A 21,592-nucleotide genomic window follows, 5' to 3' on the forward strand; every position below is an offset into this window, starting at 1 on the left:
TCGCCCCCGGCACCCCACGACAGCCGGCGGCAGGCCAACCCCCCGCCGCTCACGTCGTCGCACGGCGGCGAGCAGCCAGTTTCCACGTGCCGAGCCAGACCAACAGCACGGTGCCGAGCCCGAATCCGCCATAGGCGACCGGGCGCAGCCCCACGCCGTCGTCGCCGCCCGTGCCGGTCGCCTCGGGCCCGGGCACGACGTCCGACGGCCGGCCTTCGATGCCGAAGCCGCCCGGGCCCGGCCTGCCCTCGTACCGCGGCCCCGCCCCGCGCTCGCCCGCCAGCCGTACCCGTACGGTTACCGGGGCCCCGTCCTTGAAGTAGCGCTCCATGGCGGGGTTGAGCGAGACCGCGACGTAGTACCAGCCGGCGATGCTCGCCGCGCGCACCGCGGCCCGCGAGCGTTCCTTGCGGTTGCCGTACGCGATGGGGGCGGTGGTGATCCGGGACGACGTCGGATGCCCCTTGTACGGGACGAAGTGGTTCGTGGCCAGCAGCGCGTGGCCGGGGTTGTAGACGGACATGCCGAGCGCGTCGCGGAGAAAGCCTTCGCTGCCGGTCGAGCGCCCCGACGAGCCCGCGGGGGCCGGCACTTCGACGCTGGTCAGCAGTTGTTGACCCCAGCTCACTGGCACCTTGAAGAACCGTGTCTGACCTGGCGCGATGGTGTCCTGCCAGGCTCCCGGGGACAGCTCAGCGGCGTCGTTGAACCCGGTTCCGCCGTTGCGCGGGCGGGGCCGGTCGGAGCGCGGAATGGGTTCGTCCGTGCTCCAACTCCCCTTGTCCGGCGGCTCGGTCGGGCCGTCGACGACCTTCGGTTCGCGCAGGTGGCTCAGTTCGATCGCCCAGCGCTTGGACCCGGATGAGGTGCCCTTCGGCCGGGCCACCGAGACCAGGTGCCGGCCCGCCGCACCACACCGGGACGAGGCCCCGGGCCCGGGCTGCCGCAACACCGCGGTGCCGAACGGATGGGCCGCGTCCGCCGCGTCGGCCCCCGCGATCGCCGTATCGCAGCGCCCCCCGTCGAGCCGGGTCAGCGTCACGCGTATCTCGTCCTGGTAGGCGTCGAGTTCCGCGCCGCTCGGCGGGATGGCAATCGCCGATACGTAGTGGGTTGACGTGCTGTCGAGCTCGACCGCGTAGTAGCGGGTCTCACCGGCGCCGATGGTGTCGACGCGGGGCTGGCCGATGGCGAGGCGTGGGGCATCGCCGCTGGTCAGGGCGCCCTTGATCGCCGATCCCGAGGTGCGGTACGCGTCCTGGTCGGCGCGCTGCGCGGCCCCGGCCGGCCCGGGGGTCAGTCCGCTGACGAGGCCCGTCACACCCAGCGTCGCCGCCGCGACGAGACCGATGCGGTGCCTGCGGCGGCGGTCGTTCATCGGACGTCACTCCTCGCATAGCGGTGACCGGCACGCTTTTTGCTCGTGCAAGCCAAATCTTTGCTGATGTGAACACATGGGGTGAAAGAACACCGCCCGGCCGCCGCCACCCACCCGGAGCCCCCGCCCCACGACGCCCGTGACCTGCACCACTACCTGATCCCAACCGATCAGCGACCCGATCCAACCAGCGCTCCGATCCAACCGGCGCCCGATCCAACCGACGGCCACCGCGTTCCGCACGCCGACCAGCACCGGGCCGCCACCAACACCGCCATCGCCGGCTGACCAACACCGCCATCGCTGGCTGACCGATACGGCCGGTTCGCCGGTACGTACGAGCCGGGCCGCCGAAGCAGCCGGGATGCGACCGAGGTGGCCGGGCAGTCGGGACAACCGGCCGGCACGACCGTACCCGCCCGGAAGGCTCGCCCACCGCCCGAACCGTCATCTCGCCGGCCACTCCACCACCACGTCCGGGCCACGGCGCCACCCGGGCCGCACCCTCCTCACTCCGAGGGCCAGCCCACAGCCACCCAAACCGCCCAGCTCAAGCCCGCGCCCCACGCCCCGACCCCCAGCCGGCCGATGCCAACCGCACCGCCCGGTGACCGCACCATCCACAGCACGGAGCACACCGCACTCCACGGGACAGACCTCTCACGGTTAGCGATCAGCCCATGGCATTCTGCGACCAGCGATCGATAGCCGAGAGCCGACAACCAGCGGTCCGTAACCGACGGCCAGCCCGGTCCGAGCACCTGGAAAACCGGGCTGGGCCGGGCCAGGCCGGACTAGGCCAGACCAGCCCGGGCCGCTCCCGGCGCGGAGCCGGAACCCGTATTCCGGATACGACAAATACGGGGCTCCGACCGCCGCTAGCGATCGAAGCCCCGTATGAGGACTAGTGCGACTCACACACCCGAACCTGCGGGTACGGAGTCGGTCGCCTCCGTCCACAGATCCTGCTCGGCGCGATCCGCCTGGATCTGGCGGTACACGAGGAGCCCGCCGATTGCGGCCAGTGCGACCAGGAGAAGCTTCTTCACCGCGCGACCTCGTCTTTCCTTGACGTAGGAGACCTTCTGGCGCCCGACTATACACACCGACCGATACCGATCAGTGACCTAGGCCCGGGCCCAACTCAGTGGGTGGACAAAAGAATCGGCCCGAATGGAGATTCTCCATCCGGGCCGATCGCATCGGTGGGGCTAACAGGACTTGAACCTGTGGCCTCTTCCTTATCAGGGAAGCGCTCTAACCGTCTGAGCTATAGCCCCGCGCTGCACCGAAAGATTAGCGCACCGATGGCCCTGGCCCAAAATCGGTATCGAGGGCGGGGCAGGCGCCCCCTGCGGTACGCACCGCCCGCAACGGAATTCCCCGACCACCGAGAGCCCGGCCCCACCACCGAACCCGGCCCCCACCCCGCTCCACGCCCCGCCCCACGCCCCGGCCACCCAGGCCGACACCCGCTGCCACCGAGGGGCCGACACCCGATGCCACCCCGCGCCGGCCCCGGGACCACCCGGCCCACCACCACCCAGCCACCGGTCACCACCGCCCCAGCACCAAGCCCACCGCCCACACCCCACACCCCACACCCCACACCCACGCAAGCTCCCACCCCGCCACCCCCAAGCACGCCCCGTACGCCAGAACACCAACCCACCCCGTACCCGCCAAAACCCACCCATAGCCCCACACCCCGCACGCCAAAACGCCAAGCCCACCCCGTACCACCCACACCCACACCCACACACACCACCGGCCGGCGCCCCGCCCCCCTCAGGGAAGTCGCAGCGCCGGCCGGTGTCAGCCAGAAGTCAGCCGGGCAGCCGGGCAGCCGCCCGGCACCGTGTCCTACTCGTCCTCGGCCAGCGTCAGCTCAATCCCACCGACGAACCCCGCCGACAGGTTGTAGATGAACGCGCCCAGCGTCGCCAGGGCCGTCGCGAGCACCACATCGATGACCGCGATGACCGAGGTGAAGATCAGCACCCGCGGCAGCGAGAGGAACGACTCCAGGTCGAAGCCGCCACCCTCGTTGGACTCGGTGGCGTCGCTGATCGTGCCGCCGACGGTGGAGAAGACGCCCATCGCGTCCATCGTCATCCACAGCACGCAGGCCGCGATGATCGTGCAGATCCCCAGCGCGATGGAGAGCAGGAAGCTGACCTTCATCACGGACCAGGGGTCGACCTTCGCCACCCGCAGCCGCGCCTTGCGGGTGCGGGGGACGGTGCGCGCGCCGGACGGCGTGCGCGGGCGGCGTACCGCCTGCTGCGGCGGCTGCCCCGACCCGCCGCCACCGGCGGGTGCTGAGTCGCTCTCGCCCGCGGGGGGCGCGTACGCGTGCGGCGGGTGGTAGGGCTGCGACTGCTGCTGCCCCGCCGGCCGCTCGTTGGGCAGTGGGCTCGCCGAAAACGACTCGTAGCCCTGCTTGGCACCTCGGGTGTCCGTCACAGTTCCCCTCTGGGAGTCAGCCGATCCCCTGTGGGAGTCAGCAACCGGGCCACGGGCGCCGTGCGAAACGGTGGTGGGTGCTGTGGGCCGCTGGCCCAGGCACCCGCGGCGCCCGTGGCTCCAGTCACGACTTACTCCTCATCGCTCCCGGCCGGGGACGCCTCGCCCTCGGCTGATTCCGGGCCCGCCTCGTCGGCCGCCTCGGCCAGGTCGTCGACCTCTTCGGCCTCGCGACCCGCCTCGGCGTTGCGCGCGATGCCCACCACGGCATCCCGCTTGCCCAGATTGATCAGTTGAACGCCCATGGTGTCACGGCCCGTCTCCCTGACCTCGTTGACCCGCGTACGGATCACACCGCCACTGAGCGTGATCGCCAGGATCTCGTCGCTCTCCTCGACCACCAGCGCGCCGACGAGCGAACCCCGATCCTCCACGATCTTGGCCGCCTTGATGCCGAGGCCACCACGCCCCTGCACCCGGTATTCATCCACATCCGTCCGCTTGGCGTACCCGCCGTCCGTGGCGGTGAACACGAACGTACCGGCCCGGACGACATTCATCGAGAGGAGCTCGTCCCCTTCGCGGAAGCTCATGCCCTTCACGCCGGATGTCGCCCGGCCCATCGGGCGCAGCGCCTCGTCCGTCGCGGTGAACCGGATCGACTGCGCCTTCTTGCTGACCAGCAGCAGGTCGTCCGCGGCCGAGACCAGCTCGGCGCCGATCAGCTCGTCCTCGCCGCCCTCGTCGGTCTCCCGCAGGTTGATGGCGATCACGCCGCCCGAGCGCGGGGAGTCGTAGTCCTTGAGCGCGGTCTTCTTCACCAGGCCGGCCTTGGTGGCCAGCACCAGGTACGGCGCCGCCTCGTAGTCCCGGATGGCCAGGATGCGGGCGATCTGCTCGTCCGGCTGGAAGGCCAGCAGGTTGGCGACGTGCTGGCCGCGCGCCTCCCGCCCGGCGTCCGGCAGCTCGTACGCCTTGGCCCGGTAGACCCGGCCCTTGTTGGTGAAGAAGAGCAGCCAGTGGTGGGTGGTGGAGACGAAGAAGTGCGAGACGATGTCGTCCTGCTTGAGCTTGGTGCCCCGCACGCCCTTGCCGCCGCGCTTCTGCGAGCGGTAGTCCTCGGTCTTGGTCCGCTTGACGTAGCCGCCGCGGGTGATCGTGACGACGATGTCCTCCTCGGCGATCAGGTCCTCGATGGACATGTCACCGTCGAAGGGCACCAGCTTGCTGCGCCGGTCGTCGCCGAACTTCTCCACCAGCGCGGTCAGTTCCTCGCTGATGATCTGCCGCTGGCGCTCGGGCGAGGCCAGGATCGCGTTGTACTCGTCGATCTTCGCCTGGAGCTCGTCGTGCTCGGCGACGATCTTCTGCCGCTCCAGCGCGGCCAGCCGGCGGAGCTGCATCTCCAGGATCGCGTTGGCCTGGATCTCGTCGATGGTGAGCAGCCCCATCAGGCCCTCGCGCGCCACCTCGACCGTGTCGCTGCGCCGGATCAGCGCGATGACCTCGTCGATCGCGTCCAGCGCCTTGAGCAGACCGCGCAGGATGTGGGCCCGCTCCTCGGCCTTGCGCAGCCGGTAGCGGGTGCGCCGGACGATGACCTCGACCTGGTGGGCGACCCAGTGCCGGATGAACGCGTCCAGCGAGAGGGTCCGCGGCACGCCGTCGACCAGGGCCAGCATGTTGGCGCCGAAGTTGGTCTGGAGGTCGGTGTGCTTGTAGAGGTTGTTGAGGACGACCTTGGCGACCGCGTCCCGCTTGAGCACGATGACCAGCCGCTGGCCAGTGCGCGATGAGGTCTCGTCCCGTACGTCGGCGATGCCGCCGATCTTGCTGTCCTTCACCAGGTCGGCGATCTTCTGCGCCAGGTTGTCCGGGTTGACCTGGTACGGCAGCTCGGTGACGACCAGGCACTGCCGGTTCTGGATCTCCTCGACCTCGACCACCGCGCGCATGGTGATCGAGCCGCGCCCGGTGCGGTACGCCTCCTCGATGCCCTTGCGGCCCACCACCAGGGCGCCGGTCGGGAAGTCCGGGCCCTTGATGCGGTCGATGAGCGCGTCGAGCAGCTCCTCGGGGGTGGCGTCGGGGTTGGCCAGGCACCACTGGGCGCCCTCGGCGACCTCGCGCAGGTTGTGCGGCGGAATGTTGGTCGCCATGCCGACCGCGATCCCCGCCGAGCCGTTGACCAGCAGGTTCGGGAACCGCGCCGGCAGCACCGTGGGCTCTTGGTTACGGCCGTCGTAGTTGTCCTGGAAGTCGACGGTCTCCTCGTCGATGTCCCGGAGCATCTCCATGGCCAGCGGCGCCATCTTGCACTCGGTGTACCGCATGGCCGCGGCCGGGTCGTTGCCAGGCGAGCCGAAGTTGCCGTTGGAGTCCACCAGCGGCAGCCGCATCGACCACGACTGGGCCAGTCGCACCAGCGCGTCGTAGATGGAGGCGTCGCCGTGCGGGTGGTACGTACCCATGACGTCGCCGACGACGCGGGCGCACTTGTAGAAGCCCTTCTCGGGCCGGTACCCGCCGTCGTACATCGCGTACAGCACGCGCCGGTGCACGGGCTTGAGGCCGTCGCGCACATCGGGCAGCGCGCGCGAGACGATCACGCTCATCGCGTAGTCGAGGTACGAGCGCTGCATCTCGGTTTCGAGCCCGACGGGCTCGATGCGCATCCCGGTGACCTCGGCGTCCGGGGTCAGCTCGGGGTTCTCGGTGGTGGGGGAGTTCTCGTCGGCCATTGCTGGTCAAGATCCTTTCAGGCGGCGGGGAGCCCCGGCGCGCGGCCGGGGAGGGGCCGACTCAGATGTCGAGGAAGCGGACGTCCTTGGCGTTGCGCTGGATGAAGGAGCGTCGTGCTTCGACGTCCTCGCCCATCAGGACCGAGAACAGGTCATCGGCCTGGGCCGCGTCATCGAGGGTGACCTGGCCGAGGACGCGGTGGTCCACGTCCATGGTCGTCACGCGCAGTTCCTCGGCGTTCATCTCGCCGAGGCCCTTGAAGCGCTGGACGGAGTCGTCCTTGATGCGCTTGCCCGCCTCGCGCCCGGCCGCGATCAGCGCATCGCGCTCCCGGTCGGAGTACGCGTACTCGAAGTCGTCCCGACCCCACTTGATCTTGTACAGCGGCGGGCGGGAGAGGAAGACGTGCCCGGCCTCGACCAGCGGACGCATGAAGCGGAAGAGGAAGGTGAGCAGCAGGGTGTTGATGTGCTGACCGTCGACGTCGGCGTCCGCCATCAAGATGATCTTGTGGTAGCGGAGCTTTGCGATGTCGAAGTCCTCGTGCACGCCGGTGCCGAACGCCGAGATCAGCGCCTGGACCTCGGTGTTCTGGAGGATCTTGTCGATCCGCGCCTTCTCGACGTTGAGGATCTTGCCGCGGATGGGCAGGATCGCCTGGTACTGCGGGTTACGCCCGGACTTGGCCGAGCCGCCGGCGGAGTCACCCTCGACGATGAAGATCTCGCACTTGGTCGGGTCGTTCGACTGGCAGTCGGACAGCTTGCCCGGCAGCGACGCCGTCTCCAGCAGACCCTTGCGCCGGGTCAGGTCCCGCGCCTTACGCGCCGCCACCCGGGCCGTCGCCGCTTGGATCGACTTGCGGATGATGTCCGCGGCCTCGTTCGGATTGCGGTCAAGCCAGTCGTTCAGGTGCTCGTTGACGACCTTCTGCACGAAGGTCTTGGCCTCCGTGTTGCCCAGCTTCGTCTTCGTCTGACCCTCGAACTGCGGCTCACCCAGCTTCACCGAGATGATCGCCGTCAGGCCCTCGCGAATGTCCTCACCCGTGAGGTTGTCGTCCTTCTCGCGCAGCAGCTTCTTCTCCCGCGCGTACTTGTTGATCAAGTACGTGAGCGCCGCGCGGAAGCCCTCCTCGTGGGTGCCGCCCTCATGCGTGTGGATGGTGTTGGCGAAGGAGTAGACACCCTCGGTGTACTGGGTGTTCCACTGCATCGCGACCTCGACGGAGAGCAGCCGCTCCTTGTCCTCCGCCTCGATGTCGATCACCGTGGGGTGCACCAGCTCGCCCTTGCGGGAGTTGAGGTACTTCACGAAGTCGACGATGCCGCCCTCGTAGTAGTACGTCGCCGAGAGCGGCTTGCCCTCCTCGTCCACGTGCGCCGTGCGCTCGTCGGTGAGGGCGATGGTCAGTCCCTTGTTGAGGAACGCCATCTCCTGGAACCGGCGGGCCAGCGTCTCGAACGAGTACTCCGTCGTCTCGAAGACGTCCGGGTCGGCCCAGAAGGTGACCGTGGTGCCGGTCTCCTGCACCGCCTCGTTCTTGGCCAGCGGGGCGGTCGGAACGCCCAGCTTGTAATCCTGCGTCCAGCGGAAACCATCCCGCTTGACCTCGACGGCGACCCTCGTCGAGAGCGCGTTGACGACGGAGACGCCCACGCCGTGCAGACCACCGGAGACGGCGTAGCCACCGCCGCCGAACTTGCCGCCCGCGTGCAGCACGGTCAGCACGACCTCGACGGCCGGCTTCTTCTCCACCGGGTGCAGGTCGACGGGGATGCCGCGCCCGTTGTCGATGACGCGCACGCCGCCGTCGGGCAGGATCGTCACGTCGATCGTGTCCGCGTGGCCGGCCAGCGCCTCGTCAACGGCGTTGTCCACGACCTCCTGGACCAGGTGGTGCAGACCGCGCTCACCGGTGGACCCGATGTACATGCCGGGCCGCTTGCGGACCGCGTCCAGGCCCTCAAGGACCGTGATCGCACTCGCGTCGTACGAGGACGTCGCCTCGGCTCCGACGGGGTCCTGTACGGCGGCGTCCTCCGCGTTCGGGGAAGCGGTGATCTTCTCGTTGGGGTTGCCGGAATCGGCCACGAAGCGCCCTTTCTGGCACAGCAGAGCCGAACCCCTGGTACGGAGGACCGGCCTTGTCTTTCGAATGCCCCGCACACACGTGAACCACCGTGTGCGCAAGCGGCGACGGTGTACTTCAGTCTACCGGTAAGCACTGACAGAATTGGGGCTTGCGGGCGTCTGAGTCGGCGACTGCCGCCCTGAACCTCCACCTTCCTACTCCCCATATCTGGTCCGGGCCTCCAAGAGGCTCACACAGGCACTCAGCGCTTCGACCCAACAACGACCGGCAATGTGACCGTCGTCTCACCTCTCTCGCCCGCCCCAGCACCGCATCAGCGCCGTACGAGGGGGAGCGCACAGCCCCGCCCGGGACGGGGGTACGCGCCCGCCGGCGCATCGCCGCGCCACTCCCCGCGCCCACCGCGTACGCCCACCGCCGCGCCGCGCACCGCCGGCGAACGCATCACCGCAGGTCGCGGAAATATGCCAACAACACATCGGGGGCGCACACGCCCCCGACACCCCGTCACCCCTCCCACTCCGGCGCCGGGCGCCCGAACCTCCCCACCCGCCCCGCCCCACACGGCTGAATTCCGCCGTCGCTCCTCCCCCGGCACCGGCCGAGGAGCGCCCCGAAACGCCGCGGAATGCGGGGGATAGGAGGGATCGGGATGAGAAGGGGAGCGCGTGGGGCCGGGAGGGCAGGGAGATGCCGGAGGTACGGCGAGAACGCCAAGAGGGCGGACACGGAGGGGAGTTGGCTCCGGGACCGGGCCTCGCCCCCATCCGCGTACGCACATCTGCGTACGGGCATCCGCGCACGCGGTGTCCGCGCACAAACACCGCGTACGGGAGAACAGGAAGAGCACAGGGCAGCAGCTCGCGGCGGAGAACAGCGCAACAGACTCGGGGCGTACGGCAACCCGCTGCCGCATCCTCAACACCCCGCCGCGCTACAGGAGTTGGCAGCCCACGCCCATCGACACCAGTCACCCCGGCCGACCCGGCAACCGACGCCCCGTACGGCCGCCGTCCCCCATCGACCGATGCCGAAACCAACACCAGCCCGGTACGCCGGCGTACGCCACACACCGCACGCCGGCGCCGGCCATCCGCCCGTACGCCTGCCGCAGCCGCGCCGGCTCAGCCGTACGTATCGCCCGGGCCACGGCTGCCCGGTGCGCGCAACGGCCCGTACCGCCGGCTCGGGCCACCCGGTCCGAGGACCTTCAGCAGCCGGACCGTGCCCGGCCCCAGATCCGCATTGAGTCGGGCCACCAACTGCGGTGCCAGCAGCCGGAGTTGGGTGGCCCAGGCGGTCGAGTCGCAGCACACGGTCAACACCCGGGCGTCCTCGTCGTACCGCTGCGGCTCGCAGTGCTGGGCCACCTCTGGCCCCACCAGTTGCGGCCAGCGCCCCATCACGCCGCCGACCGCGGCCGGGGCCTCCCAACCGCGCTCGGTGATCAGCCTGTTGATGGCGGCGCCGAGCGGCAGCGGATCACGGCCGTCCGCCCGCGCGCCGGAGCGCAGACCGCCCCGCCGCGCCGGCTTCTTCTGCTGCACCGCGGCACCGTGCGCCCGGGCCCGTTCCTTGGCCGCGCGCAGCGCCACCCGGGCCAGGTCGACGCCGGTGGGCTCGGCCGGCGCACCGGCCGCAGCCGGCCCTGCCGCGGCGGCGGGGCGCCCGCCCTCCCGGCCGGCCTCCGCCCCGCGCACACCCTCGGCATCCCGCCCGGGACCACTCGCCGACCAGGTCATACGCGTTCCACCACACCTTCCGAGACCGCGTACCGCGCGCCCGCGAGCGCCCCCGGAACGTCATCGTCCACCGCGGCCGTCACCAGCACCTGCTCCCCCGGAGCGACCAGTTCCGCGAGCCGCTCACGGCGGCGCGCGTCGAGTTCGGCGAAGACGTCATCGAGCACCAGGACCGGTTCGTTGCCCTCGGCACGCAGCAGGTCGTAGGAGGCGAGCCGCAGCGCCAGCGCGTACGACCAGGACTCGCCGTGGCTCGCGTACCCCTTCGCGGGCAGCTCACCCAGCTTGAGCAGCAGGTCGTCGCGGTGCGGGCCGACCAGTGTCACGCCGCGCTCGATCTCCCGCTTGCGGGCCTCGCCGAGCGCCGCGAGCAGCAGCCCGGACAGCTCGGAGCGGTCCATTCCGGCGTGCAGCCCCGCCGCTCCTGCCGCCTCACCGATCGAGCTGCGGTACTCAAGACCGACCGGCCCGCCGCCCGGCGCGAGCTGCTCGTACGCCTTGTCGGCCAGCGGATGCAGCGCGGCCACCAGGTCGAGCCTGCGGGCCAGCAACTCCGAACCGGCCTGGGCCAGGTGCTGGTCCCAGATGTCCAGCGTCGACAGGTCGAGCTGCCGGCCGCCGTGCCGACGGGCCATGGCCGCCGTCTTCAACAGCGTGTTCCGCTGCTTGAGCACCCGGTCGTAGTCCGAGCGCACCCCGGCCATCCGCGGCGACCTGGCCGTGACCAGCTCGTCGAGCAGCCGCCGCCGCTCGCCGGGGTCGCCCTTGACCAGCGCCAGGTCCTCCGGAGCGAACAGCACGGTCCGTACGATGCCGATCACGTCACGCGGTCTGACCTGCGACGATCGGTTGATCCTGGCGCGGTTGGCCTTGCCCGGGTTCAGTTCGAGCTCGATGAGCTGCTGCCGGTCACCCTGCACCACGGCGGCCCGGACGATCGCCCGCTCGGCGCCCATCCGCACCAGCGGGGCGTCCGCGGAGACCCGGTGGCTGGCGAGCGTCGCGAGGTAGCCGACGGCCTCGACCAGATTGGTCTTGCCCTGCCCGTTGGGCCCCACGAAGGCGGAGACGCCCGGATCGAGCGGCACCTCGACCCGGGCGTACGAGCGGAAGTCGGCGAGTGACAGATGCGAGACGTGCATGGCTCCCGTACCGACCTCCCCCGTCGTTCCTGCGTTGGGTGCGGCCCGCCGGGGACCGCACGACCTGCGATGACTCGTGCTGTTACGCGTGCTTACGCGTGCTGTGACGCGGGTGCGGACGGGTCCGCGGTCACTTGTCCGTGCTGCTCGTCACCGCGTGGCCACCGAACTGGTTGCGCAGCGCGGCGATCATCTTCATCGACGGCGAGTCGTCCTGCCGCGAGCTGAAGCGGGCGAACAGCGAGGCGGTGATCGCGGGCAGCGGCACCGCATGGTCGATGGCCGCCTCGACGGTCCACCGGCCCTCGCCGGAGTCCTGCGCGAAACCGCGCAGCTTCTCCAGGTGCTCATCGTCGTCCAGCGCGCGAACGGCCAGGTCAAGCAGCCAGGACCGGATGACCGTGCCCTCCTGCCAGCTACGGAAGACCTCGCGGACGTCGGTGACCGAGTCCACTGCCTCCAGCAGCTCCCAGCCCTCGGCGAAGGCCTGCATCATGGCGTACTCGATGCCGTTGTGCACCATCTTGGCGAAGTGGCCGGCGCCGACCTTGCCCGCGTGCACCGAGCCGAATTCGCCCGCCGGCTTCAGCGCGTCGAAGATCGGCTGCACCTTGGCGACGTGATCCTCGGCGCCGCCGTACATCAGCGCGTAGCCGTTCTCCAGGCCCCACACGCCGCCGGAGACGCCGCAGTCCACGAAGCCGATGCCCTTCTCGGCGAGCTCCGCGGCGTGCTTCTCGTCGTCCGTCCAGCGCGAGTTGCCGCCGTCGACCACGACGTCGCCGGGCGACAGGAGCGCACCGAGCTCGTCGATCGTGGACTGGGTGGGGGCCCCGGCGGGGACCATGACCCACACCACGCGCGGCCCCTGAAGCTGGCCGACCAGTTCTTCCAAGCTCGCCACGTCGGCGAGATCCGGGTTGCGGTCGTATCCGATGACGGTGTGGCCTGCACGGCGGATGCGCTCGCGCATGTTGCCGCCCATCTTGCCAAGACCGACGAGACCGAGCTCCATCACTAATCCTTCTTGCCGGAGTGAGTGCGTTGGGTAACGCAGCCGAGCCTACGCCGGCGGCCGTGTGCACGACTGTGGGCTCCGCCGCTCATACGGGATGTCCAGAATGCTCCGGAACCACGCCCTTTGCCCGGTGGAAAAGGCGCCCACTGTGCTCACTCTGAGCCACCCTGACGCGATCCGCGCGGTGGGCCGTGGACGCTGCCACGGCCCGGCCTCTCCGCGCCTCAGCCCGACAGCCGCACCGGCATGATCAGGTACTTGTACGCCTCGTCCGCCTCCGCGTCGACCGCGGGCTTGCCGCTCAGCAGGGCGGGCTTGGTCGAGGTGGTGAAGGAGAGCTGGGCCACCGGGGAGTCGATGGCGCTGAGCCCGTCCAGCAGGAAGGTCGGGTTGAAGGCGATCGAGATGTCGTCGCCGTCGAGCTGCGCGTCGACCCGCTCCACAGCCTGTGCATCGTCGCTGGAGCCGGCCTCCAGGATCAGCACGCCCTGCTCGAAGCTCAGCCGGACCGGGGTGTTCCGCTCCGCCACCAGGGCCACGCGCTTGACGGCCTCGACAAACGGCGCGGTCTCGATCACGGCGATGGAGTTGAACTCCGTCGGGAAGAGCGTGCGGTACTTCGGCAGGTCGCCTTCGAGCAGACGGGTGGTGGTCCGCCGCCCGGCGCCCTCGAAACCGATGAGCCCCTCGCCAGCGCCCGACCCAGCCAGCGCGATGCTCACGGTGTCACCGCTGGTCAGCGACTTGGCGGTGTCCAGGAGCGTCTTGGCAGGCACCAGCGCGACCGCGGACACGTCGGCCGCCTCCGGCTTCCACAGGAACTCGCGGACCGCGAAGCGGTAGCGGTCGGTGGAGGCGAGGGTGACGTGGTCGCCCTCGATCTCGATGCGCACACCGGTGAGCACCGGCAGCGTGTCGTCACGGCCGGCGGCGATGGCCACCTGGGCGGCAGCGGCGGCGAACACCTCACCGGGCACGGTGCCGGTGGCGGTGGGCATCTGCGGCAGCGCCGGGTACTCCTCCACCGGCAGGGTGTGCAGGGTGAAGCGGGATGACCCACAGACGACCGTCGCCCGTACACCGTCTGTGGAAATCTCCACCGGGCGGTTGGGCAGCGCCCGGCAGATGTCGGCGAGCAGCCGGCCGGAGACCAGGACGGTGCCGTTCTCCTCCACGTCCGCCTCGACGGAGACACGGGCGGAGACCTCGTAGTCGAAGCCGGAGAGGCTCAGCGCGCCCTCCTCCGCCTTCAGCAGCAGGCCCGCGAGGACGGGGACGGGCGGACGGGCCGGGAGGCTGCGGGCTGCCCAAGCCACTGCCTCCGCGAGTACATCGCGCTCCACCCGGATCTTCACCGGAACCGCCTCCTGCTGTTGCTGACTCGCCCTGCTGGCCTTCGTCGTCGGCTGATTGCCGGAGACCAGTCTGACGTACGCCACCGACAGCGAGTGCGCCTCGGGGTCAAGTCCGTACGAGGGCGTTCGAGCGACCCGCAGCCAAGTTGTGCACAGCCCCCACTTCGAAACGAACTTCTCGCTCTAACTGTGTAGTCGTAGTAGTAGGGCCTGTGGAAACCGTGGATAACTTCCTTTGCGCAGGTCACAGCGCGTTTTTTATCCACTGACCCTGTGGGCGACGCCGGTGGATAACTAGGGGTAGCTGTGGACCACCGAAAGTTCTGCACACCCGATACACAGGGAAGGGCTAGTTCTCCCCAGCCGCGTCCCCAGTTTTACCCAGGTTCTGCACAGCCCAACCCGGGGGGTTGATGTGATGCCTTTCACTCGTGACGGTGAGGGCGGGTGTCATGTTGCCGAACAGTGGACAACGGTGTGGAGAAGACGCCAAAAGCTGTGCACAAGCGCCGCTGAGCTGTGGGTAGCCGGTGGACAACCGTGGGGAAGGGGCTGTGGATAAAAAATCATCCACAGCCTGTGGATATCGGTTGGCCACAAATCCACACCCCTCTGACCTCGGAAGATCCTCCCGCACCCGGGGTGCCTGTGGACACAGTTGGGATAGTCCAGGTGTCCCCAACCTGTGGACGCAAAATAGTGGCCACATCTGTGGAGAACACCCGTGTCCCCCCTCGAAATCGAACAAGCTGACCGCCGAAGTGCCCTCGCCGTAGCCACCCCGTAGCCGTCCCACGACGCGTTACGGACCGATCGGTGAACGCAGAAAGGCGCCCCAGGATCGCTCCAGGGGCGCCCGGCGAAGGCGGCAACGGCCGTACACACCTGTGCACAAGGGTGGGGAAAGTGACGGCCAGTCCGGCGCCCACCACCCCGGCAGCACGGCCCCCCGACCCGCCGCCCGCACCACCCGCCGGCCCAACGGGCTCCGGCACACCGGCGGTTGCCGGGCCCGACGGAGCACGGCTGCGTACGGCCGCGCGTGCTCGCGCGCGTACGGCCGACACATAAGCAGCCACTGACGCGCACTCAGCCGCAGCCGCGGACGGCTACGGGAGGGGTACGGGACAGCTATCCGGGCGCGGTCGCGGGTGGGGCCGTCGGCGCGGGAACGATGAGCGCCACACGGTGCGCGCGGGTGCGCGTCCGTCCGTACGGCCTCGTATGGGACGGCAGCTCGTACGGGACGGGCAAGACGAGCCGTGCGAGGGCGCGTACGGGTGCGTACGGAGGGCCGTCACGCGCGCGTGACGGCCACAACGGACAGGAACCAGGGCAGCAGATCGCCGGACGACGGCGCCGCGGGCCGCTCGCGGGCGGAGCGGCGTCAGCCGTTCTTGATGCGGTTGGTGAGCTCGGTCACCTGGTTGTAGATGGAGCGCCGCTCGGCCATCAGCGCGCGGATCTTGCGGTCGGCGTGCATCACCGTCGTGTGGTCACGGCCGCCGAACTGGGCGCCGATCTTCGGCAGCGACAGGTCCGTCAGCTCGCGACAGAGGTACATCGCGATCTGCCGCGCCGTCACCAGCACCCGGCTGCGCGATGCGCCGCACAGGTCGTCGACGGTGTGCCCGAAGTAGTCGGCGGTCGCCGCCATGATCGCGGTCGCTGTGATCTCCGGCGCCGCGTCCTCGCCGCCGGGGATCAGGTCCTTCAGCACGATCTCGGTCAGCCCCAGGTCCACCGGCTGCCGATTGAGGCTGGCGAACGCGGTGACCCGGATCAGCGCACCCTCCAGCTCCCTGATGTTGCGCGAGATGCGGGAGGCGATGAACTCCAGCACCTCGGGCGGCGCGTTGAGCTGCTCCTGCACCGCCTTCTTGCGCAGGATCGCGATCCGCGTCTCCAACTCGGGCGGCTGCACATCGGTGATCAGCCCCCACTCGAAGCGGTTGCGCAGCCGGTCCTCAAGGGTCACCAACTGCTTGGGCGGCCGGTCCGAGGAGAGCACGATCTGCTTGTTGGCGTTGTGCAGGGTGTTGAAGGTGTGGAAGAACTCCTCCTGCGTCGACTCCTTGCTCGCCAGGAACTGGATGTCGTCCACGAGCAGGATGTCCATGTCGCGGTACCGCTTGCGGAAGGCATCGGCCTTGCCGTCGCGGATGGAGTTGATGAACTCGTTGGTGAACTCCTCCGAGCTCACGTACCGCACCCGGGTCCCCGGGTAGAGGCTGCGCGCGTAGTGCCCAATGGCGTGCAGCAGGTGCGTCTTGCCGAGCCCGGACTCGCCGTAGATGAACAGCGGGTTGTACGCCTTGGCCGGCGCCTCGGCCACCGCCACCGCGGCGGCGTGCGCGAAGCGGTTGGAGGCACCGATGACGAAGGTGTCGAAGAGGTACTTCGGATTCAGTCGCGCGGTCGGCTCGCCAGGGCCCGACGCCGGCGCGGGCTGCGCAGCGAGCGGCCCCGGCGCACCGGTGGGCGCGGCCGGACCGCCACCTGCCCCCGGCCCCGGCCCGCCGGGACCCGGTCTGGGCAGTACGGACGAGGGGTCGGCGGGGTCGCGGCGCGGGCCGTCGTAGGGGCCGCCGCCGTGGGCCGGTGGCGCGTGCTGAGGGTGCTGACCGCGCTGTGCGTACGGGTCGGCGTCCGGGAAGCCGCCGAGCCGGGGCTGCTGCCAGTTGTAGTCGCCGCGTCCGTCGGGTCCGGCGCCGCCGCCGGACCGCGGCCAGGCCCCCGGCTCGGGGCGCTGCTGGGCGTAGTCGGGGTAGGCGGGACGGGCGCTGGGCAGTTCGTCACCCGGGCGGCCGTAACCCTCCCGCCCGTCGTACGACTCCCGGCTGTCGCGTCCGTCGTAGCCGCCGGGGGCCTCGCGCGCCTCGTACGTCTCGCGGCCGTCGTAGGCGTCCCGCTGGTCGTACGCGTCCCGCCCGTCGTAGGGCTCGTAGCCGTCCCGTGCGCTTTCGTACCCCTCGCGCGCGTCCCGCGCGGAACGCGCCTCCCTGGCGTCCCGGCCGTCGTAGGCGTCCCGCCCGTCATAGTTCTCGCGCGGCGCGTCCCCGTACCGGGACTGCTGGCCGGCGTGCGCCGACGGGTGCGGCGGTGGCGTGTGCTGCTGCGGGGGGCCCTGAGGCTGGGGTGCGACGGGTTCGTTCTTCGAGTCGTCGACGGTGATGGCGATCCGGATCGGGCGCCCGCACTCGCGGCTGAGCGCATCGCTGATCAGCGGCGCGAGCCGGCCCTCAAGCACACCCTTGGCGAACTCGTTGGGCACCGCCAGCAGCGCCGTGTCGGCGACCAGCGCCAGCGGCTGGCAGCGGTTGATCCAGTGCTCGTCCTTCGCCTCGACGCCCTGTCCTCTGCCCTCGCCCCGTAGCTGCTCCAATACGCGTGGCCACACTGCGGCAAGATCAGCAGGTACGTCAGCCACAGGGCACGCTCACTCACTCACTCGGAGGGGGACGCCGACAGGTCCCACGAATGCGTGGTTCTTGGGACGGGCGGGAAGGATTCGAAGTTCCGCCACGGTAGTCAGGCCGACGCGGGTGGTTCAAGTCGTTGTCCACAGGGTGTGTACAAATGTGCCATGCGCCGTCGCCCCGTGTTCTGGCGACCCGGTATACGGTGGCCGCGGAGTGGTACGCCCGCTCTGGTTTGACCGAATGGCGTAGCCGCGCGTACCGTGACCAGGTCGAGTTGTCGATGGCTGCTGCCGCCTGCCTCCGATGGGCATACATCCACGAACCGTGGTGAAGAAGCGGTGCACTCGGGCGTATGCGAGCTTCTCGTGGGCGCACGGTGACAGCCAGGCGATGTCCCGCCACCACACGAATCATTTCTGGAGCCCCCGAGTGAGCAAGCGCACCTTCCAGCCGAACAACCGCCGCCGCGCGAAGACCCACGGCTTCCGGCTGCGTATGCGCACCCGTGCCGGCCGCGCGATTCTCGCGTCCCGCCGTGGCAAGGGTCGCGCCCGCCTGTCCGCCTGACCGCACAGGTCATGACGTGCTGCCTTCCGAGCATCGGCTGAGGCGGCGCGAGGACTTTGCGACCGCGGTACGCCGAGGACGCAGGGCCGGGCGCCCGCTCCTCGTCGTGCACCTTCGAAGCCGCACCTCGGACCCGCACCCACCTGGGGAAATCGTTCCCCCGGTGCGTGCGGGTTTCGTCGTCAGCAAAGCGATCGGCAACGCCGTCACCCGCAACCTGGTACAGCGCCGTCTGCGCCACCTGGTGCGCGATCGGCTCGACCGCTTCCCCCCCGGTAGCCTGGTAGTCGTACGGGCGCTGCCCGGCGCTGGCGAGGCGGGTCACGATCAATTGGCCCACGACCTCGACACCGCGATACGGCGGCTGCTGGGCGGGGCCTCCTCTGAGACCCCCTCGGCGAAGCCCGGGGGAGAGACCAAGGGGAGGGTGCCGCGATGAAGTACCCGCTGCTGTGGTTGATCAAGCTCTACCAGTGGACCATCAGCCCGATGTTGGGGCCGGTCTGCAAGTACTACCCGTCGTGTTCGCACTACGGGTACACGGCCATCAACGTGCACGGCGCGGTGAAAGGCACGGCGCTGACGGCCTGGCGCATCCTGCGCTGCAACCCGTGGTCGCACGGAGGCGTCGACCACGTACCCGCCCGGAAGCGCCCGGTGTGGCACCAGTGGCTACGCGACCGCCTCGGCGGACGAACCAGGGCCAAGGCCGCCGCCCAGCCCGAGACTCAGCCCAACGCCCAAGGAGCCTGATTCGTGGACACGATCCTCGGTCCTCTCTATGAAGTCGTTTCCTGGATCATCGTCCAGTTCCACTCGCTGTACAGCCTCGTCTTCGACAAGAACAGCGGCTGGGCTTGGGGTCTGTCGATCGTCTCGCTGGTGGTGCTCATCCGCATCTGCCTGATTCCGCTCTTCGTGAAGCAGATCAAGGCGACGCGGAACATGCAGGCGCTCCAGCCCCGGATGAAGGCGATCCAGGAGCGCTACAAGAGCGACAAGCAGCGCCAGTCCGAAGAGATGATGAAGCTCTACAAGGAGACGGGCACCAACCCGCTCTCCAGCTGTCTGCCCATCCTGGCGCAGTCGCCGTTCTTCATCGCGCTCTACCAGGTGCTCAACAAGATCGCGAACAACCACCCGGTCGGTTCGATCGACCAGGGCCTGGTGAACAGCGCCCGTGAGGCGCACATCTTCGGCGCTCCGCTGTCCGTGAAGTTCATGAGCAGCGCCTCCAAGGTCGAGGGGCTCGGCGCCTCGCTCACCGACGTCCGCGTCGTCACGATCACCATGATCATCCTGATGTCGGCGTCGCAGTTCTTCACTCAGCGTCAGCTCATGACGAAGAACGTCGACCTCACGGTCAAGACGCCGTTCATGCAGCAGCAGAAGATGCTGATGTACATCTTCCCGATCATGTTCGCCGTCTTCGGCATCAACTTCCCCGTCGGTGTCCTCGTCTACTGGCTGACCACCAACGTGTGGACCATGGGGCAGCAGATGTTCATCATCCGCCGCAACCCCACTCCGGGCAGCCTGGCCTACGCCAAGCGCCAGGAACGGCTGCGGGCCCAGGGCAAGCTGAAGGAAGACCCGGAGGTCGTCGAGGCGCGGCAGGCGGTCGAGACGGCCCGGGCCAACCGCACGCAGCCCAAGCGCCAGTCCAAGTCGCAGCGCCAGTCCGGGGCGGCCCAGGGCGGCACCAAGGCAGCGGGCACGGAGCAGGACGGCACGAAGGACGAGCCGCAGGACGCCAAGCCCGGCCAGGCATCGGGCGCCCGGGGCGCGGGCCGGGCCAAGGCCACGGCGCAGGCCGGCGGTGCGAAGGGCTCCCCCGCGCAGTCCGGCAAGCCCTCGCTGGAGAAGGGGAAGAAGGGGGCGCAGTCCGGCAAGTCCAGCGGCAGTTCCGCCTCCGGTTCCTCCCGTAACGCCAAGTCCGGGCAGCGCAAGGGCCAGCGCGGCCCCAAGCACCCGTCCAAGAAGTAACGAAGGAGTCCATCCGTGACCGAAGGCACCACCCCGGCCGAGGGTGTCGACACCCTGACCCGCCTGGAGCAGGAAGGCGAGATCGCGGCCGACTACCTTGAGGGACTGCTGGACATCGCGGACCTCGATGGCGACATCGACATGGATGTCGAGGCGGACCGCGCCGCGGTGTCGATCATCAGCGACTCGACCAGCCGCGATCTACAGAAGCTGGTCGGCCGCGACGGCGAGGTGCTGGAGGCGCTACAGGAGCTCACCCGGCTCGCGGTGCACCGCGAGACCGGCGACCGCAGCCGGCTGATGCTGGACATCGCGGGCTTCCGGGCGCGCAAGCGGACCGAGCTCTCGGAGCTGGGCACCCAGGCCGCCGAGGAGGCCAAGGACAGCGGTCAGCCGGTGAAGCTGAACCCGATGACGCCCTTCGAGCGCAAGGTCGTGCACGACGCGGTGGCGGCGGCCGGCCTGCGGAGCGAGTCTGAGGGTGAGGAGCCCGAGCGCCGGGTGGTCGTCCTTCCCGCGTGATCTGTTCCACCCCCTCCGGGCCCGACGCCTGAGAGGGAGACCGTAAGTCCGGCCCCGTCTGTCCACAGGCGGGGCCGGAGTTTGTCAGCTAGGGCAACGGCATATCGAGAGGAAGGACGGTCCCTCGTGGCGGAGGCAACGGAGGAACTTCCCCCAGCGCCGGAGGCGGCGCGAGAGGTGTTCGGTGACCGCTTTCCGGAGGTCGTGCGGTACGCCGAGCTGTTGGCCGACGTCGGGGTGACCCGTGGGCTGATCGGACCGCGCGAGGTGCCGCGGCTGTGGGAGCGGCACCTGCTGAACTGCGCCGTGCTCTCCGAGGCGGTCCCCGAAGGCGTCACGGTCTGCGATGTGGGCTCGGGGGCCGGGCTGCCGGGCATCCCGCTCGCCCTGGCCCGCCCGGACCTGCGGATCACCCTGCTGGAGCCGCTGCTGCGCCGGACCAACTTCCTCCAGGAGATGGTGGAGCTGCTGGGCCTGGACCACGTCACGGTGGTGCGGGGTCGGGCGGAAGAGGTGCTGGGCAAGCTCCAGCCGGTGCATGTGGTGACTGCACGTGCGGTGGCGCCGCTGGACCGACTGGCGGGGTGGGGCGTGCCGCTGCTCCGCCCGTACGGCGAGATGCTGGCGCTCAAGGGCGATACGGCGGCCGAGGAGCTCAAGAGCGCCCGGGCGGCTCTCAGCAAGCTGGGCGTGGTGGAGACCTCGGTGCTTCAGGTGGGTGCGGGCATCGTCGATCCGCCGTCCACGGTGGTGCGGGTCGAGGTGGGCGAGAGCCCCGGCGGAGTGCGGTTCGCCGCGAAGCGGGCCAAGGCCGCCCGCAAGGGGCCGCGCCGCCGCCGCTGAGTCGGGTACGGACCCCGGCGGGCCGGGTGCCACGGCTGCGTGTGACATAGGGGAGCGGCGGTTCGCGGCCCCGGTGGAGAGTCGTGCCGGGTAGCTCGTACGGAGCACACCGTGCAGAGCGGGCAGTGCTCCATACAAGCTGCCAAAACTATGCATATCGGAGTGTCGGGGCGGTGCGCGGGGCGACCCCGTGCATCGTGTTTCACGTGAAACGTCGCTCTCTGCTGCATGGAATCATCAGCCGCGGTCGTGCGGCTGCCACACCGCGCGACCTCCGGGCCCGACTGGGGGCTGATTTATCCACAGGAGGACGG

At 69.8% G+C, this 21,592-nt stretch carries 17 protein-coding genes and 1 tRNA gene; 7 read left to right on the top strand and 11 right to left on the bottom strand.

Going from position 1 to position 21,592, the window contains the following annotated elements:
- Positions 1-49 precede the first annotated feature (49 nt).
- On the bottom strand, positions 50-1,378 hold the full coding sequence (locus tag AAHZ94_RS00715; protein ID WP_349989833.1) for a hypothetical protein: 1,329 nt from the start codon (positions 1,376-1,378) through the stop codon (positions 50-52).
- A gap of 81 nt (positions 1,379-1,459) precedes the next feature.
- Here AAHZ94_RS00715 and AAHZ94_RS00720 point away from each other — a divergent pair, with 81 nt between their 5' ends.
- A complete protein-coding gene (locus AAHZ94_RS00720) occupies positions 1,460-1,666 on the top strand; it encodes a hypothetical protein (RefSeq protein WP_349989834.1) in 207 nt (68 codons plus the stop codon).
- 626 nt (positions 1,667-2,292) lie between these two features.
- On the opposite strand, the gene AAHZ94_RS00725 is transcribed toward AAHZ94_RS00720, so the two are convergent.
- From AAHZ94_RS00725 to dnaA, 10 genes are all read right to left on the bottom strand, one after another.
- Positions 2,293-2,427: a DLW-39 family protein gene (locus tag AAHZ94_RS00725; protein WP_003958712.1), complete on the bottom strand. Its 135-nt coding sequence runs from the start codon at positions 2,425-2,427 to the stop codon at positions 2,293-2,295.
- 157 nt (positions 2,428-2,584) lie between these two features.
- Positions 2,585-2,658, bottom strand: a tRNA-Ile gene (locus AAHZ94_RS00730).
- Positions 2,659-3,241: 583 nt separating this feature from the next.
- A complete protein-coding gene (locus AAHZ94_RS00735; RefSeq protein WP_349989835.1) occupies positions 3,242-3,844 on the bottom strand; it encodes a DUF3566 domain-containing protein in 603 nt (200 codons plus the stop codon).
- A 131-nt stretch (positions 3,845-3,975) separates the two neighbouring features.
- Positions 3,976-6,585 carry a DNA gyrase subunit A gene (gene gyrA, locus AAHZ94_RS00740; protein WP_349989836.1) on the bottom strand — a complete coding sequence of 870 codons (2,610 nt, stop codon included), beginning with the start codon at positions 6,583-6,585 and terminating at the stop codon, positions 3,976-3,978.
- Between the two features lie 61 nt (positions 6,586-6,646).
- Entirely contained in the window at positions 6,647-8,704 is a 2,058-nt protein-coding gene (gene gyrB / locus AAHZ94_RS00745; RefSeq protein WP_349989853.1) for a DNA topoisomerase (ATP-hydrolyzing) subunit B, read from the bottom strand.
- 1,101 nt (positions 8,705-9,805) lie between these two features.
- Positions 9,806-10,423 carry a DciA family protein gene (locus tag AAHZ94_RS00750; RefSeq protein WP_349989837.1) on the bottom strand — a complete coding sequence of 206 codons (618 nt, stop codon included), beginning with the start codon at positions 10,421-10,423 and terminating at the stop codon, positions 9,806-9,808.
- Entirely contained in the window at positions 10,420-11,565 is a 1,146-nt protein-coding gene (gene recF / locus AAHZ94_RS00755) for a DNA replication/repair protein RecF (protein ID WP_349989838.1), read from the bottom strand. Before recF ends, AAHZ94_RS00750 begins: the two co-directional genes overlap by 4 nt.
- 130 nt (positions 11,566-11,695) lie before the next feature.
- A complete protein-coding gene (gnd, locus tag AAHZ94_RS00760; RefSeq protein ID WP_349989839.1) occupies positions 11,696-12,580 on the bottom strand; it encodes a phosphogluconate dehydrogenase (NAD(+)-dependent, decarboxylating) in 885 nt (294 codons plus the stop codon).
- A gap of 227 nt (positions 12,581-12,807) precedes the next feature.
- The gene (dnaN, locus tag AAHZ94_RS00765; protein WP_349989854.1) at positions 12,808-13,938 is read right to left on the bottom strand and encodes a DNA polymerase III subunit beta; all 1,131 of its coding nucleotides are present in this window, start codon (positions 13,936-13,938) and stop codon (positions 12,808-12,810) included.
- Positions 13,939-15,325: 1,387 nt separating this feature from the next.
- Positions 15,326-17,368 (bottom strand): chromosomal replication initiator protein DnaA, encoded by a 2,043-nt coding sequence (gene dnaA, locus AAHZ94_RS00770; protein WP_349989840.1) that lies wholly within the window; start codon positions 17,366-17,368, stop codon positions 15,326-15,328.
- A gap of 421 nt (positions 17,369-17,789) precedes the next feature.
- On the opposite strand from dnaA, the gene rpmH reads away from it, so the two are divergent.
- The 6 genes from rpmH (at position 17,790) to rsmG (ending at position 21,278) form a co-directional block, all read left to right on the top strand.
- Positions 17,790-17,927 (top strand): 50S ribosomal protein L34, encoded by a 138-nt coding sequence (gene rpmH / locus AAHZ94_RS00775; RefSeq protein ID WP_003949374.1) that lies wholly within the window; start codon positions 17,790-17,792, stop codon positions 17,925-17,927.
- A gap of 16 nt (positions 17,928-17,943) precedes the next feature.
- A complete protein-coding gene (rnpA, locus tag AAHZ94_RS00780; RefSeq protein ID WP_349989841.1) occupies positions 17,944-18,366 on the top strand; it encodes a ribonuclease P protein component in 423 nt (140 codons plus the stop codon).
- A complete protein-coding gene (gene yidD, locus AAHZ94_RS00785; RefSeq protein WP_349989842.1) occupies positions 18,363-18,680 on the top strand; it encodes a membrane protein insertion efficiency factor YidD in 318 nt (105 codons plus the stop codon). The genes rnpA and yidD overlap by 4 nt, the downstream gene beginning before the upstream one ends.
- A 3-nt stretch (positions 18,681-18,683) precedes the next feature.
- Positions 18,684-19,913: a membrane protein insertase YidC gene (gene yidC / locus AAHZ94_RS00790; RefSeq protein WP_349989843.1), complete on the top strand. Its 1,230-nt coding sequence runs from the start codon at positions 18,684-18,686 to the stop codon at positions 19,911-19,913.
- Positions 19,914-19,928: 15 nt separating this feature from the next.
- Positions 19,929-20,435: a Jag family protein gene (locus AAHZ94_RS00795; RefSeq protein ID WP_349989844.1), complete on the top strand. Its 507-nt coding sequence runs from the start codon at positions 19,929-19,931 to the stop codon at positions 20,433-20,435.
- Between the two features lie 126 nt (positions 20,436-20,561).
- Positions 20,562-21,278: a 16S rRNA (guanine(527)-N(7))-methyltransferase RsmG gene (rsmG, locus tag AAHZ94_RS00800; protein ID WP_349989845.1), complete on the top strand. Its 717-nt coding sequence runs from the start codon at positions 20,562-20,564 to the stop codon at positions 21,276-21,278.
- Positions 21,279-21,592 lie beyond the last annotated feature (314 nt).

It is taken from the genome of Streptomyces sp. HSW2009, assembly GCF_040240285.1.
Taxonomy (GTDB): domain Bacteria; phylum Actinomycetota; class Actinomycetes; order Streptomycetales; family Streptomycetaceae; genus Streptomyces.

Coding starts and splice junctions, on each gene's coding strand:
- AAHZ94_RS00715 (WP_349989833.1), bottom strand. CDS start 1,378: ATGAACGACCGCCGCCGCAGGCACCGCATCGGTCTCGTCGCGGCGGCG.
- gyrA (WP_349989836.1), bottom strand. CDS start 6,585: ATGGCCGACGAGAACTCCCCCACCACCGAGAACCCCGAGCTGACCCCG.
- AAHZ94_RS00750 (WP_349989837.1), bottom strand. CDS start 10,423: ATGACCTGGTCGGCGAGTGGTCCCGGGCGGGATGCCGAGGGTGTGCGC.
- recF (WP_349989838.1), bottom strand. CDS start 11,565: ATGCACGTCTCGCATCTGTCACTCGCCGACTTCCGCTCGTACGCCCGG.
- gnd (WP_349989839.1), bottom strand. CDS start 12,580: ATGGAGCTCGGTCTCGTCGGTCTTGGCAAGATGGGCGGCAACATGCGC.
- yidD (WP_349989842.1), top strand. CDS start 18,363: ATGAAGTACCCGCTGCTGTGGTTGATCAAGCTCTACCAGTGGACCATC.